Below are 14,076 nucleotides of genomic sequence, written 5' to 3' on the forward strand. Positions count from 1 at the left end.
GCCGCCCTCCCCGCCGCTCTCCCCCGCAACTCTCCCCGCCGATCACCCCGTGATCACCCCGCGCGCTCCCCCGCCGGGGTGGTTCCCGGGGCCCAGTGGGCGCGGTGCGGCACGGCTCGCGGGGCGCGGGCGGGCTCCCGTACGAAGCTGTGCGCTGCTCCCTGCACCCCGCGAGGCCGGAGGTTCGTACGCCCATGACCCACGCACACCTGAGACCGGCACGGCGGCGGCGCCGCGGACCCGGCGGGACGACCGGGGTACTGGCCGCCGCGCTCGGCCTGGCACTCGTACTCGCGCTGCCCGGCTCCGCGCTGGCCGCGCCCGGCGATCTGGATCCGTCGTTCGGGCCGGACGGCCGGGTGGTCACCCCGTTCCCCGGGTACGCGGAAGGCCACGACATCGCGCGGCAGGCCGACGGCAAGCTGGTCGTGGTGGGCATGAGCGAGGGCGGCTTCGCGCTCGCCCGGTACAACGCCGACGGCGGCCTCGACTCCGGCTTCGCCGGGGACGGCACGGTGACCAGCGACTTCGGCGGCGGCGCCCATGCGGCCAACGCGGTGGCGATCCAGCCCTCGGACGGGAAGATCGTCGTGGCGGGCACCACCGAGGTCGTCGCGGAGGAGGGCGGCGGCTGCTGCTTCTTCTCGGTGGCCCGGTACAACACGGACGGCACTCTGGACGCGGGCTTCGGCGACGGCGGCCTGGTACGGGTCGAGGAGTTCGGCGGGTCCGCGGACGGCGCCGACGTGGCGGTACAGCCCGACGGCAAGATCATCGCCGCGGGCAAGGGCGGCGGCGGGGGCTTCGCGCTGGTCCGCCTCGACACCGGCGGACACCTGGACCCGAGCCTCGGCGGCGACGGCGCGGTCGTCGCCGGTTTCACGCCCGCCTCGCCCCAGGACGCCGGCGGCACCGCCCGCGGCATGGCCCTCCAGCCGGACGGCAAGATCGTCTCGGTCGGGTACGTGGGCAACACCGCCTTCGACATCGGCGTGGCCCGCTACCTGCCCAACGGCGCCCTCGACCCCACCTTCAGCGGTGACGGCATGGTGACCGCGGACTTCGGCGGCACCGAGTTCGGCAACGCCGTGGCGGTGCAGCCGGACGGCAAGATCGTCGCCGCGGGATCCGGCGGTGTCGGCGTCGCCCTGCTGCGCTACGAGGCGAACGGCAGCCCCGATGCCGCCTTCGGCACCGGCGGGCGCACCTCGGTCCACTTCCCCGGGGACGGCGGAGGCGCGAGCGCCCTGGCGCTCCAGCCGAACGGCAAGATCGTCATCGCGGGGCAGGCCGACGACCCGAACAGCCAGGAGGCCAACGACTTCGGCCTGGCCCGCTTCCACACCAACGGCGCGGTGGACACCGGCTTCGGCGGCGACGGCTTCGTGGTCACGGGCTTCCTGGACTGGGACGGCGCCCGCGGGGTGCTCGTACAGCCGGACGGCAAGATCGTGGCGGCCGGCTTCGGGGCGGGCTTCGCCTTCGCCCTCGCCCGCTACCAGGGCGGCGACGGCACGCCGCCGCCCCCGCCGCCGAACGCGGACCTGTCGGTGACGCAGAGCGGTACCGCCACCGTGAGCATCGGCGACCGCGCCTCGTACACGGTGACGGTCTCCAACTCCGCGGCCTCCAACGCGACCGCGACCGGTGTCACGCTGTCGCACACGCTCTCCGGAGCCGGCGCGGGCCTCACCTCGGCCGCCGCCTCGCAGGGCACCTGCACGACCACGGCGACCGGGGCCACCTGCGCCCTCGGCTCCCTGGCCCCGGGCGCGAGCGCCACGGTCACGGTGACGGGCGAGCCCCGGACCACCGGTACCGTCACGAGCACGGCCGTCGCGAGCGCCGCCCAGCAGGACCCGTCGACCTCCAACAACACGGCCACGACCACCACATCGGCGAACAACGCCCACGGCTGCACCGTCATCGGCACCACCGGCGCGGACACCCTGAACGGCGGCTACTTCACCGACGTGATCTGCGGCCTCGGCGGCAACGACACCGTCCGCGCGAGCTACGGGAACGACACCGTCTACGGCGGTTACGGCAACGACAACCTCGACGGCGGCTTCGGAGACGACACGCTGAACGGCGGCCCGGGCAACGACACCCTGCTGGGCGACTACGGCAACGACCGCCTGACCACCACCGACGGCGTCTCCGCCAACGACACCGCCAACGGCGGCCCCGGCACCGACACCTGCACCACCGACCCGGGCGACACCCGCACCAGCTGCCCCTGAGCACCCCCGAGTGCCGGCAGGAGGGTGTGCCGCTGACGCCCCGGGTATCGGTGAAAGCAGCTCAGGAAGGTGGTGCCTTATGCCCATACCGATGCCGATGTCGATGCCGATGCCGAGCGTTCTGGCGTTCTTCGCCCATCCCGACGACGAAGCCCTGTCCGCGGGTGGCGTCCTCGCCCGGCACGCCGCTGCGGGTGCCCGGACCGCGGTGGTGACCGCGACATGGACGGCGGGTACGCGGCGTGCCGGCGAACTCGCCGATGCGCTGGAGATCCTCGGTGCCGGTGCGCCCCGGCTGCTGGGCTACGCCGACGCCCGCGTCCCGTCCTCGGCCCCGGGCCGACCACCGTGGTGCGACGCACCTCTCGACGAGGCCGTGGGCGCCCTGGTCGCCCAGATCAGGGAGTTCCGGCCGCACGTCGTCATCACCCACGACGCGTACGGGGGGCTGACCGGGCATCCGGACCACGTTCACGCGCACAGGCTCGCGGTCCTGGCCGTCCACGCGGCCGGCTTCGGCAGGCTCCATCCCGAGGCCGGAGACCCCTGGCAGCCGACGGCCCTCTGGCTCGCCACCCACCCCGACTCGGCCGCCCACGACCTCGGCGGTTATCTCCTGCGACCCGGCAGGACCGTGGACAGCGCGTACTCCGTCCCGGACGGGATGGTCACGGCCGTCGACGTGAGCCCCTGGGTCGGGCAGAAGCTGGCTGCCATCGCCGCCCACCGCAGCGAGGCGGACCGGGGAGCCGCCCCCGGCCGCATCACCGCCCTCGCGCCCGCGCTCCAGAAGCGAGTCACGGGCACCGAGTGGTACGTCCGGCACCACCTCGCCCCCACGACGGGACCGGATCCGTCGCCGACGCGCTGACGCGCCGACGACGTGGCGCCGCCTTCGTGATGCCGGTCGCTCAGAACGTCCAGCGGGTGTGGGTGTAGACGCCGTCGTTGCGGCCGTAGCCGTAGGCCGTGGACGGGGGGACCGCGAACACGATCACGTCGCCCTTGCGGAACGCGTCCCCGATGCCGTGGAAGGCGCCTTCGGAAGAGGTGATGTGGGGGCCGTACTTGCTCTCGTACGCCGTGATCACCTCCTCCAGCCGCGCCGGATCGGCGACCTGCTCCGCCGTGCCCTCGACCACGAGGTCGAGCCCTTCGGTGAGGGAGTTCCCCCCGGTGGTCAGCGCGCAGTGGCCGTCGTGGGCGAGGTTCTTCGCCTTCTGTTCGCTCGGGCCGGTCGAGAAGTACAGCACCCCGTCGTGCCAGGCGGCGATCACGGGAGTGACGTGCTGCCGGCCGTCGGCCCGCGCCGTGGACAGCCAGAAGATCTCGGCGGACTCCAACTGGCGCTGGGCCTCGGCCCAGTCGGTGGCGGTCACGTCCTCGGCGCCCGGGCGGGGGTTGAGGGCGGAGCTGTAGCGGGCGTCGAGCTCGGTCGTGGGGTGCTTCGCGGGTCCGTGTGCGGACATGGCGGACCTCCTTCCTCCTCTCCCGTAACGACCGGATGCCCGCCCGGAAACCCTCGCCCCTCCCGTTTCGCCCGTCTGCGTGCCGGGATGGGGAGCGGGGTCAGTCCGTGTGCCGATACGCCGGGTAGGTCAGGTAACCCGCGTCGCCGCCCTGGTAGAACGTGGCCTCGTCCACCGGGGCGAGGGGCAGTCCGAGGCGCAGTCGCTCGACCAGGTCGGGGTTGGCGATGTAGGCGCGGCCGAAGCTGATGAGATCGGCGCCGAGCCCGAGCCAGTGGTCCGCTTCGGCCCGGCCGGTCTGCTTCGGTCCCATCGGGAGGGTCGGGTTCACCACGAGGGTGCCCGGCCAGGCCCGCCGCAGGCCGAGGAGCACGTGCTCCTCGGCGGTCGCTTCGAGATGGACGTACGCCACTTCGAGGCGGGCGAGTTCGGCGAGCAGGGCGGTGTAGAGCTCGGGGACCTCGGTTTCCGCGACGCCCCAGAACGTCCCGCCCGGGGAGAGGCGGATGCCGGTCCTGCTCCCGCCGACCGCGTCGACGGTGGCGGCCGTCGCCTCGACGGCGAACCGGATCCGGTTGGCCACCGAGCCTCCGTAGCGGTCCGTGCGCAGGTTGGCGTTCGAGGAGAGGAACTGCGAGATCAGGTAGCCGTTGGCGCCGTGCAGCTCCACGCCGTCGAAGCCGGCGTGGACGGCGCGACGGGCGGCCTCGGCGTACGACCGGGCGTGCTCGGGCACCTCGGCGGTGTCCAGGGCGCGCGGCACGGGCGCGGGCCGGGGGCCGGCCGGGGTGAACACGTCGCCGGCGGCGGGGACGGCCGAGGGACCGACCGGCCGCATTCCGGTGGTGTCGGGGTGCGAGACGCGGCCGCCGTGCATGATCTGGGCGAAGATCCGGCCGCCGTTGGCGTGTACCGCGGCGGTCACCGGGCGCCACGCGTCGACCTGTTCCTCGGTGTGCAGTCCCGGGGTCCCCGGATTGGACTGCCCGATCGGGCTCGGCTGCACCCCTTCGGTCACGATCAGCCCGGCGGTCGCCCGCTGGGCGTAGTACGTCGCCATCGACGGGGTCGCCAGACCGTCGGCGGCGGCCCGGACCCTGGTCATCGGGGCCATCACCACCCGGTTCGGCAGGGTCAGGTCACCGAGTCGACGGCTGTCGAAAAGCGTCGTCACCGTAGGGCTCCTTCGTATCCGCAGCGCCCGGATGTCGGGCACTGCGGCTACGCTAAAACCTGACATTGACGTCAGAGGCAAGCTGTGTGCCGCGGATCACAGCCGAACGGGAGAGCAGGGCCCAGATGCGCATCGGAGAGCTCGCGGCGCGGGCCGGAGTCAGCGTCCGGTCAGTGCGGTACTACGAGGAGCAGGGGCTGCTCACCAGCACGCGCAGCGCCGGCGGACAGCGGCACTACACGGACGACGAGGCGGAGCGCGTCGCGTTCATCCAGCGGCTGTATGCCGCGGGGCTGTCCAGCCGCACCATCGCCGAACTGCTGCCGTGCGTCGATTCGCCCAGCGAGGAGACCTCCGACGCCGCGCTGACGCGGATGGCGCAGGAGCGCGACCGGCTCTCCGGCCACATCGCCGACCTCGTCCGCACCCGGGACGCGCTCGACGGGCTGATGGCCACGGCCCGGGCCCACCGGGAAAGCCTGCGCGCAGCCACAGCCGAAGCCACAGGCGCAGCCGAAACCGCGGCCGAAGCCACCTCCGCCACAACCTGTTGAAAGATGCCGGATCTCGTGTAAGTTCCCTTTGGGAACTCACACACGGGCGAAGGGGAGTACGGAAGTGCTCATGGGGCAGCAGACGTGGACGGCCGTTGACGATTACTTCGACGGGCTGCTCGTCGAGGAGGACGAGGCGCTGGTCGCCGCCAACGCGGATGCCGAGGCGGCCGGGCTGCCCGCGCACCAGGTGGCTCCGAACCAGGGGAAGCTGCTGCATCTCCTCGCCCGGATCAGCGGCGCGCGCACCATCCTGGAGATCGGCACCCTCGGCGGCTACAGCACCATCTGGCTCGCCCGGGCCCTGCCGGCGGGCGGACGGCTGGTCACGCTGGAGGTCGACCCGCAGTGCGCCGACGTCGCCGCCGCGAACGTCGCCCGGGCCGGACTGGCGGACGTCGTCGACATCCGGCGCGGCCGGGCCGTCGACCTGCTGCCCGAACTCACGGACCTCGCCCCGTTCGACCTGGTCTTCATCGACGCCGACAAGCCGTCCAACCCGGACTACCTGAAGTGGGCCCTCGAACTGACCCGGCCCGGCAGCGTCATCATCGGCGACAACGTCGTCCGCGACGGCGCCGTCGTCGACTCCGACAGCGCCGACCCCCGCGTCCAGGGCGTCCGCCGGTTCACCGAACTCATCGCCGAGCACCCGAGGTTGACCGCCACGGCCCTCCAGACCGTCGGCAGCAAGGGGTACGACGGCCTCGTCATGGCCCTGGTCACCGGCTGAACCGCACCGCGACGGCCGCCCGAACCACTAACCTCAGCCGCATGACGGCACTTTCCCACCACAGCTCCGACCCCATCGAGCAGCCCGGCCGCGGCGGGGCCACCGCCACCACCGAGGCCGATCCGCACGCCATCGGGCCCGTGCGCACCGAGTACGCGCCCGACAAGGACGGCGACCCGGACCCCGGCGAGATCGTGTGGACCTGGGTCCCGTACGAGGAGAACGACGGCCGCGGCAAGGACCGCCCGGTGCTGGTCGTCGCACGGGAGGCGGGCGGGCGCACGCTGCTCGCCGTGCAGCTGTCCAGCAAGCGGCACGACAACGACCGGGAGTGGGTGCCGATCGGGACCGGGCCGTGGGACGGCGCCGGGCGGGAGTCCTGGGTGGACGTGGACCGGGTGCTGCGGGTGCACGAGGAGGGCATGCGGCGCGAGGCGTGCGCCCTGGACCGGGGCCGGTTCCAGCTGGTCGTGGACCGGCTCCGCGAGCGCTACGGCTGGCGCTGAGCCGTCCCCTCCGGGGGGACCCGGCGGATCGGGGCAGGGCGGGCCGGCGCCGCCCTACGCCCCGAATCCCGCGAAAGCCCGTTCGAATGCCTCCCGAGGGCCCGGATCACGGTCCAGCACCGCGAACACCACCCGCTCGAATACGCCCGCGAAGCGCCCGGCCAGCAGGGCCCGGAAGGCCTCCGCGACCTGCGCCGGGTCGTTCCGGAACACCCCGCACCCCCACGCCCCCAGCACCAGCCGCGGATATCCGTGCAGCGCCGCCGTCTCCAGGACGCGCTCCGCGCGCCGCGCCAGGGCCGCCGGGATCTCGGCGACGCGCTCCGGCTCCTGGCGGCGGATGGTGCCCGCGTTCGGAGCCGGGGAGGTCAGGAAGCCCGCCCGGAACGGGGTGTCCAGCAGCTCGCCCCGGTCGTCGCGGAAGACGGGCACCCCGGGCGAGTGAATCACCCGGTCGGTGTAGAAGGTGCTGCGCCCCGCGCGGTGGACCTCGTAGTACTCCGGGGCCTCCAGCAGGGTCTCGTACAGGGCCGAGGCGCGGCACAGCGCCTCCTCCTGGGCCTTGGCCCCGCGGACGTATCCGCCCCCGGGATTACGGGCCGAGGCGAAGTTCAGGACCGCCACCGAGGCCCCGGAGACCGGCCCCGGACCGTCCTCGGCGAGCCTACGGGCTGCGACCGTGCTGCTCTCCCCCGTGACCTCGACGGCCGTCTCGTACCGCCTGCCGGGCCACTTCTCGTCTGGAACGAGCTGGTTTGGCCCATATATTCTGGTTCCGGCCCTGGATTCCGCCAGGGCGGCGGCGAGGGAGACCTGCCGCCCCGACCGCGTCCGGTACCGACCGGCCGCCACGATGGTCGCGTTCTCCCGCGCGATCTCACGCAATCTGCTGCTCACGTCGCCATCATCGGCAGCAGGAGCCACCCGCGGCCAGAGATTTTCCGCGCGGTGGCCGGCTCCCCCCTTTTCAGGCCGACAAGGACGGGTAGGTAGGCATGGTCAAGTCACACCCGTGGACAGGAGACCCTGCCATGCCACAGGACTCGTACGCGCCACCAGACCCACAGGCCCTGGGCGACCCACCCGCTCTCAGTGAAACCGCCGCCGAGGACCTGGTCCACGGCATCTGTTTCAAGACGGGGCCGCCCCGCACCCTCGGCGCCGAGCTCGAATGGCTCGTCCTGGACGCCGAGCGGCCCGGCGAGATACTGCCGCCCGACCGGCTCACGGCCGCGCACGACGCGGCCCGCGCCCTGCCCCTGCACTCCCGGCTCACCGTCGAGCCCGGCGGCCAGCTGGAGCTCAGCTCCGCGCCCGCCCCCTCGCTCTCCGGCTGCGTGAACGGCCTCCAGGCCGACCTCACCGCCGTACGGGCCGCCCTGCGCTCCCAGGGCCTGACCCTGCGCGGCACCGGCCGCGATCCGCGCCGGCCACTGCGCCGCCTGTTGCGCAGCCCGCGCTACGACGCGATGGAGACCTACTTCGACCGCACCGGCCCGGCCGGGCGCGCCATGATGTGCTCCTCAGCCTCCGTGCAGGTCTGCGTGGACGCCGGGTACGAGGAGCCGGGCCCGCTCGGGTACGGCCGGCGCTGGCGGCTGGCGCACCTGCTGGGCGCCGTGTTCGTGGCCGCCTTCGCCAACTCCCCCGCGCACGAGGGCCCGTACGCCGGCTGGCGGTGCTCCCGCCAGGGGATCTGGCACGATCTCGACGCCCGGCGCTCGCTCGCGCCGCCCCTGGACCGCGAACCCCGCGGCGGCTGGACCCGGCACGCGCTGGACACCGAGGTGATGTGCGTACGGTCGGCCAGCGACGGGCCGTGGCCGGTCCCGCGCGGCATGACCTTCCGCGACTGGCTGCGCGCCGGCGGGGCCGGGGACGACAGCGACGGCGCCCCGGGCCCGGACGGCCTGCGGCCGCCCACCGCCGAGGACCTGGAGTACCACCTGACCACGCTGTTCCCACCCGTGCGCCCGCGCGGCCACCTGGAGTTCCGGATGATCGACGCCCAGCCCGGTGACGACGGCTGGCTGGTGCCGGTGGCCGTCGTCCACGCGCTGTTCGACGACCCGGAGGCCGCCGAGAGCGCCTACCGGGTGGCGAAGGCGCTGGCCGACACCCACGGACCCCGGCCCGCGCCGCGCAACCCGCTGTGGCAGTCCGCCGCCCGGCACGGTCTGGCCGATCCGGAACTGCGCACGGCCGCCGCCACCTGCTTCCGGGCCGCTGCCGAGGCACTGCCGCGGCTCGGCGCGAGCCGGCACGTCCAAGACGTGGTCGGCGCGTTCACCGAACGTTTCACCCTGCGCGGCCGCTGCCCGGCCGACGACGGATACCTGCAGCTCACCGGGACGGGGGCCCGCTCATGACCGCATCGCCTTCAGCAGACCGCACGCCGGCCGCCCCGGCGCCCACCCGCCGGACACCCGCCGACCTGCGCGAGCGGGCCTTCGCCGCCCTGACCGCGGCCCGTACCCGTACGGCCCTGCTCACCGACGCCGTGAGCGACCGCGACCTGACCGCCCAGCACTCCCCGCTGATGTCCCCCCTCGTCTGGGACCTGGCCCACATCGGGAACCAGGAGGAGCTCTGGCTGCTGCGCAACGTGGCCGGACACGACTCCCTGCACCCCGAGATCGACCCGCTCTACGACGCGTTCCAGCACCCCCGCTCCGAGCGGCCGAAGCTGCCCCTGCTGGGGCCCGCGGAGGCCCGGCGCTACACGGCCGAGGTGCGCGGCCGGGTCTTCGACCTGCTGGAGCGCACCGCGCTGGAGGGTTCCGCGCTGCTGGACGACGGTTTCGCGTTCGGGATGATCGCCCAGCACGAACAGCAGCACGACGAGACCATGCTGATCACCCATCAGCTGCGGACGGGCGAGCCGGTGCTCACCGCCCCCGACCCGGACCCCCCGCAGGGCCCGCCGCCCGCGGCCGCCGAAGTCCTCGTTCCCGGAGGCCCGTTCACGATGGGCACCTCGGCCGAGCCGTGGTCGCTGGACAACGAGCGGCCCGCGCACACCCGGGACACCGCGGCGTTCCGGATCGACACGGCGCCGGTGACCAACTCCGCGTACCAGGCGTTCATCGCCGACGGCGGCTACCGGGACGACCGCTGGTGGGATCCCGAGGGCTGGGACCAGATACACCGGCACGGGATCGAGGCGCCGCTGTTCTGGCGCCGGGAGGCCGGCCAGTGGCTGCGCCGCCGCTTCGGGGTGACCGAGCCGGTGCCCGCCGACGAGCCCGTACTGCACGTCAGCTGGTACGAGGCCGACGCGTACGCCCGCTGGGCGGGGCGGAGGCTGCCCACGGAGGCGGAGTGGGAGAAGGCCGCCCGGCACGACCCGGCCACCGGCCGCTCCACCCGCTACCCCTGGGGCGACGAGGACCCGACCCCGGCGCACGCCAACCTCGGCCAGCGCCATCTGCGTCCGGCGCCGGCGGGCAGCTATCCGGCCGGGGCGTCCCCGCTCGGGGTGCGCCAGCTGATCGGCGACGTGTGGGAGTGGACCGCCTCCGACTTCCTTCCGTACCCGGGATTCCGGGCCTTCCCGTACCGCGAGTACTCGGAGGTGTTCTTCGGGCCGGAGCACAAGGTGCTGCGCGGCGGCTCGTTCGCGGTGGACCCGGTGGCCTGCCGGGGCACCTTCCGCAACTGGGACCTGCCGGTGCGCCGGCAGATCTTCTCCGGGTTCCGGACCGCGAGGGATGCCTGATGTGCCGTCACATCGCCTTCATCGGACCCGAGATACCCCTGGCGCGGCTGCTGACCGAGCCCGAGCACTCGCTCGTGCGGCAGTCCTGGGAACCGCGCCGGCAGCGCCACGGCACCGTCAACGCCGACGGCTTCGGCGTCGGCTGGTACGCGGAGGGCGATCCGGCCCCCGCGCGCTACCGGCGGGCCGGACCGATCTGGGGGGACCCCAATTTCGCCGATCTGGCCCGGGTCGTGCGAACGCGGGCCGCGCTGGCCGCCGTACGGGACGCCACCGTGTTCGGGGCGGACGGAGAGGCCGCGGCGGCGCCGTTCGCCGCCGGGCAGTGGCTGTTCAGCCACAACGGCGCGCTACGGGACTGGCCGGACGCGGCGGCGCCGCTCGCGGCCGCCCTGCCGCCCGCGGAGCTGCTGTCCCTGGCCGCGAGCACGGACTCGGCGCTGGTCTGGGCGCTGGTGCTGCACCGGCTGCAGCGGGGGGACGACCTCGGTTCGGCGCTCGCCGAGCCCGTGCGGGAGCTCGCGGCGGCCTCGCCCGGCTCCCGGCTGAACCTGCTGCTGACCGACGGCACCGGCATCGCCGCGACGGCCTGGGGCGATTCGCTCTGGTACCTGTCCGACGCGGCGGCCGAGCGCACGGTGGTGGCCTCCGAGCCGTACGACGACGATTCCCGCTGGTGCGAAGTACCCGACCGGACCCTGCTGACCGCCCGTGGCACACGGGTCGATCTGACCCCGCTGAAGGAGACCTCCCCGTGAGCGACTTCCAGTTGACCCGCACCCTCGACGAGCACTCCGCCGACACCGCGCTGCGCGCGGACGTCCTGCACGGACTGACGGCGTCCCCCAAGGTGCTGCCGCCCAAGTGGTTCTACGACGCGCGCGGCAGCGAACTCTTCGAGGAGATCACCCGGTTGCCCGAGTACTATCCGACGCGCGCCGAGCGGGAGATCCTGCTGGCGCGGGCCGGGGAGATCGCCTCGGCGAGCGGGGCGCGCACGCTGGTGGAGCTGGGCTCCGGCTCCTCGGAGAAGACCCGGCACCTGATCGAGGCGATGCCCGCGCTGGACACGTACATCCCGGTGGACGTGAGCGGCAGCGCCCTGGAAGGGGCGGCGCAGACGCTCCTGGCGGCGCACCCGGGGCTGCGGGTGCACGCGCTGGTGGCCGACTTCACGAAGCCGCTGCGGCTGCCGGACGCGCCCGGGCCCCGGCTGGTGGTGTTCCTCGGCGGCACGGTCGGCAACCTGCTGCCGCCGGAGCGCGCCGTGTTCCTGGCCTCCGTACGGGCGATGCTGTCGCCCGGGGACGCCCTGCTGATGGGGACGGACCTGGTGAAGGACGAGGCCGTGCTGGTGGCCGCGTACGACGACGCGCAGGGGGTGACGGCCGAGTTCAACAAGAACGTGCTGGCCGTCGTCAACCGGGAGCTGGGCGCGGACTTCCACATCGAGGACTTCGAGCACGTCGCGGTGTGGAACCGGGAGCAGGAGTGGATCGAGATGCGGCTGCGGGCCCGGTCGGAACTGGTGGTGAAGGTCCGGGCGCTGGATCTGGTGGTGCCGTTCGCGGCGGGCGAGGAGATCCTGACCGAGGTCTCCGCGAAGTTCCGCCAGGAGGGCGTACGGAAAGAACTCGCCGAGGCCGGACTGGAGTTGAATCAGTGGTGGACGGACGCGGAGGGCCGCTTCGCCCTGTCCCTGTCGGTGGCCGACGGCGAGCTCGGCTGGGCCGGTACGCCCGCGAGCAGTGAGGTGGGCGCGGGAACGGAGGAAGCGGGGACCGAGGTGACGGGCACGACGGGCACGACGGGGACGGATCCGACGGCGACGGCCGCCTGAGCCGCGGCCGCGAGCTCCCGCCGGTCCGCGTACCGGCCCGGCGGGATCCGCGGCAGCAGCCGGACCTCGGCCCGCACCCCGCGGGCCCGTGCGATCCGCCACAGGGAAGCGGTCAGCGGATCGTCCCCGACGAAGGCGGGCGCCCCGGCGGGGCTCCCGTCCGGCAGCCGGTACGCGAGCCGCACGGGCTGTACGGGCACCCGGGCGTCCAGGGCGGACTGGAAGGCGGCCCGCCGGAAGGGGCCCTGGGCGCGCCCGCACCAGGTGCTGCCCTCGGGGAAGACGGTGACGCGGTCGCCGGCCAGCAGGGCGCGGGTGATGGTCTCGACGGTGCCGGGGAGGGCGCGGATCCGCTCCCGTTCGATGAACAGGGTTCCGTTCTGCCGGGAGAGCGGGCCGAGCACCGGCCAGTGGCCGATGTCGCTCTTGGCCAGCATCCGGCAGGGCATGGTGGCGGCGATGAGCGGGATGTCCAGCCAGGAGATGTGGTTGGCGACGATCAGGCGTCCGCCGCCCGGCCCCGGGCTGCCGTGCACGGTGATCCGTATGCCGAAGGCCCGGACCAGGGCGGTCGCCCAGGCCCGCACCAGCGCCTGGCGGGGGCGGGCGGGGAGCAGCCGGACCGGCTGGAAGCCCAGGATCCCGAGCAGGATCAGGGCGACGGCGGCGGTGAGCCGCAGCACCGCGCGGGCGAGGCCCGCCCGCTCCCCCTCGTGGCCGGCGCAGGCCTCGGGAGTGCAGGGCGAGGTGGGCAGCCAGACGCTCATGCGGCCGGGACGAGCGAGAGGAAGTGCTTGAGGTAGCGCGGGTTGGTGCGCCGCAGGGAGAGCAGGACGTACAGGTCGGCGCAGCCGAACTCGGCGTCGAGGGCCGGCTCGCCGCAGACCCAGGCGCCCAGGCGCAGGTAGCCGCGGAGCAGCGGGGGCAGCTCCACGCGGTCCGGGAAGGTGATGCCCTCGGGGTTCCAGGGCAGGTGCGGGGTGACCCGGTACTCCTCGGGGGCGAGGTTGCGGGCGAGGACGTTCTCGCGGGTGGCGGCGGCCAGGACCCCGCCGTCGGCGAGCGGTATCGAGCAGCAGCCGGCGAGCCAGTTGTGGCCGGAGCTGTCCATGTAGCGGGCGAGGCCGGCCCAGATCAGCGCGATGACGGCGCCGTTGCGGTGGTCGGGGTGGACGCAGGAGCGGCCGACCTCGACGAGGTCCGGGCGGATCGGGGCGAGGGCCGAGAGGTCGAACTCGCCCTCGGAGTAGAGGCGGCCGGCGACGGCTGCGCGCTCCGGGGGCAGCAGCCGGTAAGTACCGACGACCTGCTCGGTCTCCTCCTCGACGACGAGGAGGTGGTCGCAGTACGCGTCGAAGGCGTCGGAGTCCAGGCCCGGCTCGGGGCCGTCGAGGCGGGCGCCGAGCTCACCGGCGAAGACCAGGTGGCGCAGGCGCTGGGCGGCGCGTACCTCGTCCTCGTCGCGGGCGAGGCGCACGGTGTAGTGGGGGGTCGCGGGGAGGGCCGCGGGTGCCGCGACGGGTGCGGCCGCGGGGACGGCCGCGGCGGTGAGGAGAGGGGTGACGGCCGAGGTCACGGTGGGGGGAAGGGTGGACGGGGACAGGGGGGCGATGGTCATGGCGGCTCCTGATCCGGGCACGGGAGCCAGGCCGGCAGGTGGTTCGGCCTGGCTCCTTTACTTCTTCCGTGACTGGCTGGATTCGACATGACCGCTCAGCGGCACTTGGATGTGCGAACGCTGAACTCGGCGGGCGCGCCGGGACTCGACAGGTGCTCGAAGGGGGCTCGACGCCCGCTCGAAAGGCGCCGGAGAGGCCCTCGACAGGGGCTCGACAGGGG

General features: G+C 73.9%; 13 protein-coding genes and 1 pseudogene. 9 read left to right on the forward strand and 5 right to left on the reverse strand.

Annotated elements, in window-relative coordinates:
• The first annotated feature begins 194 nt into the window (after nt 1-194).
• Both ADK52_RS22340 and ADK52_RS22345 read left to right on the forward strand, forming a co-directional pair.
• Nucleotides 195-2,243 carry a DUF11 domain-containing protein gene (locus ADK52_RS22340; protein ID WP_053691614.1) on the forward strand — a complete coding sequence of 683 codons (2,049 nt, stop codon included), beginning with the start codon at nt 195-197 and terminating at the stop codon, nt 2,241-2,243.
• A 103-nt stretch (nt 2,244-2,346) separates the two neighbouring features.
• Nucleotides 2,347-3,114: a PIG-L deacetylase family protein gene (locus ADK52_RS22345; RefSeq protein WP_053691644.1), complete on the forward strand. Its 768-nt coding sequence runs from the start codon at nt 2,347-2,349 to the stop codon at nt 3,112-3,114.
• A gap of 40 nt (nt 3,115-3,154) precedes the next feature.
• Here the strand turns inward: ADK52_RS22345 and ADK52_RS22350 are convergent, their stop codons facing one another.
• Both ADK52_RS22350 and ADK52_RS22355 read right to left on the reverse strand, forming a co-directional pair.
• Complete coding sequence (locus tag ADK52_RS22350; protein ID WP_053691615.1) at nt 3,155-3,712, reverse strand: pyridoxamine 5'-phosphate oxidase family protein; 558 nt, start codon at nt 3,710-3,712, stop codon at nt 3,155-3,157.
• Nucleotides 3,713-3,812: 100 nt separating this feature from the next.
• Entirely contained in the window at nt 3,813-4,886 is a 1,074-nt protein-coding gene (locus ADK52_RS22355; RefSeq protein WP_053691616.1) for an alkene reductase, read from the reverse strand.
• A 125-nt stretch (nt 4,887-5,011) separates the two neighbouring features.
• Here ADK52_RS22355 and ADK52_RS22360 point away from each other — a divergent pair, with 125 nt between their 5' ends.
• From ADK52_RS22360 to ADK52_RS22370, 3 genes are all read left to right on the forward strand, one after another.
• Nucleotides 5,012-5,440, forward strand: a complete 429-nt coding sequence (locus ADK52_RS22360) for a MerR family transcriptional regulator (protein WP_053691617.1) — start codon at nt 5,012-5,014, stop codon at nt 5,438-5,440.
• 70 nt (nt 5,441-5,510) lie between these two features.
• Nucleotides 5,511-6,173 carry an O-methyltransferase gene (locus tag ADK52_RS22365; protein ID WP_053691618.1) on the forward strand — a complete coding sequence of 221 codons (663 nt, stop codon included), beginning with the start codon at nt 5,511-5,513 and terminating at the stop codon, nt 6,171-6,173.
• A 41-nt stretch (nt 6,174-6,214) separates the two neighbouring features.
• Nucleotides 6,215-6,679, forward strand: a complete 465-nt coding sequence (locus ADK52_RS22370; protein WP_053691619.1) for a type II toxin-antitoxin system PemK/MazF family toxin — start codon at nt 6,215-6,217, stop codon at nt 6,677-6,679.
• 54 nt (nt 6,680-6,733) lie between these two features.
• Here ADK52_RS22370 and ADK52_RS22375 read toward each other — a convergent pair whose 3' ends face one another.
• Entirely contained in the window at nt 6,734-7,576 is an 843-nt protein-coding gene (locus tag ADK52_RS22375) for a TIGR02452 family protein (RefSeq protein ID WP_053691620.1), read from the reverse strand.
• Nucleotides 7,577-7,710: 134 nt separating this feature from the next.
• On the opposite strand from ADK52_RS22375, the gene egtA reads away from it, so the two are divergent.
• The 4 genes from egtA to egtD are packed head-to-tail and all read left to right on the forward strand — an operon-like array spanning nt 7,711 to nt 12,237.
• Nucleotides 7,711-9,048, forward strand: coding sequence for an ergothioneine biosynthesis glutamate--cysteine ligase EgtA (egtA, locus tag ADK52_RS22380; protein WP_053691621.1), 1,338 nt, complete (start codon nt 7,711-7,713; stop codon nt 9,046-9,048).
• Nucleotides 9,045-10,397 (forward strand): ergothioneine biosynthesis protein EgtB, encoded by a 1,353-nt coding sequence (gene egtB / locus ADK52_RS22385; protein ID WP_053691622.1) that lies wholly within the window; start codon nt 9,045-9,047, stop codon nt 10,395-10,397. Before egtA ends, egtB begins: the two co-directional genes overlap by 4 nt.
• A complete protein-coding gene (gene egtC / locus ADK52_RS22390) occupies nt 10,397-11,155 on the forward strand; it encodes an ergothioneine biosynthesis protein EgtC (RefSeq protein ID WP_053691623.1) in 759 nt (252 codons plus the stop codon). Before egtB ends, egtC begins: the two co-directional genes overlap by 1 nt.
• Entirely contained in the window at nt 11,152-12,237 is a 1,086-nt protein-coding gene (egtD, locus tag ADK52_RS22395; protein WP_053691624.1) for an L-histidine N(alpha)-methyltransferase, read from the forward strand. The genes egtC and egtD overlap by 4 nt, the downstream gene beginning before the upstream one ends.
• A gap of 239 nt (nt 12,238-12,476) precedes the next feature.
• Here the strand turns inward: egtD and ADK52_RS40385 are convergent.
• A pseudogene (locus tag ADK52_RS40385) lies at nt 12,477-13,004 on the reverse strand (lysophospholipid acyltransferase family protein); the annotation flags it as partial.
• Complete coding sequence (locus ADK52_RS22405; protein WP_078988523.1) at nt 13,001-13,855, reverse strand: GNAT family N-acetyltransferase; 855 nt, start codon at nt 13,853-13,855, stop codon at nt 13,001-13,003. The gene ADK52_RS22405 and the pseudogene ADK52_RS40385, both read right to left, overlap by 4 nt.
• Nucleotides 13,856-14,076: the final 221 nt, after the last annotated feature.

The sequence above is a fragment of the Streptomyces sp. WM6372 genome (assembly GCF_001279655.1).
Lineage (GTDB): Bacteria > Actinomycetota > Actinomycetes > Streptomycetales > Streptomycetaceae > Streptomyces.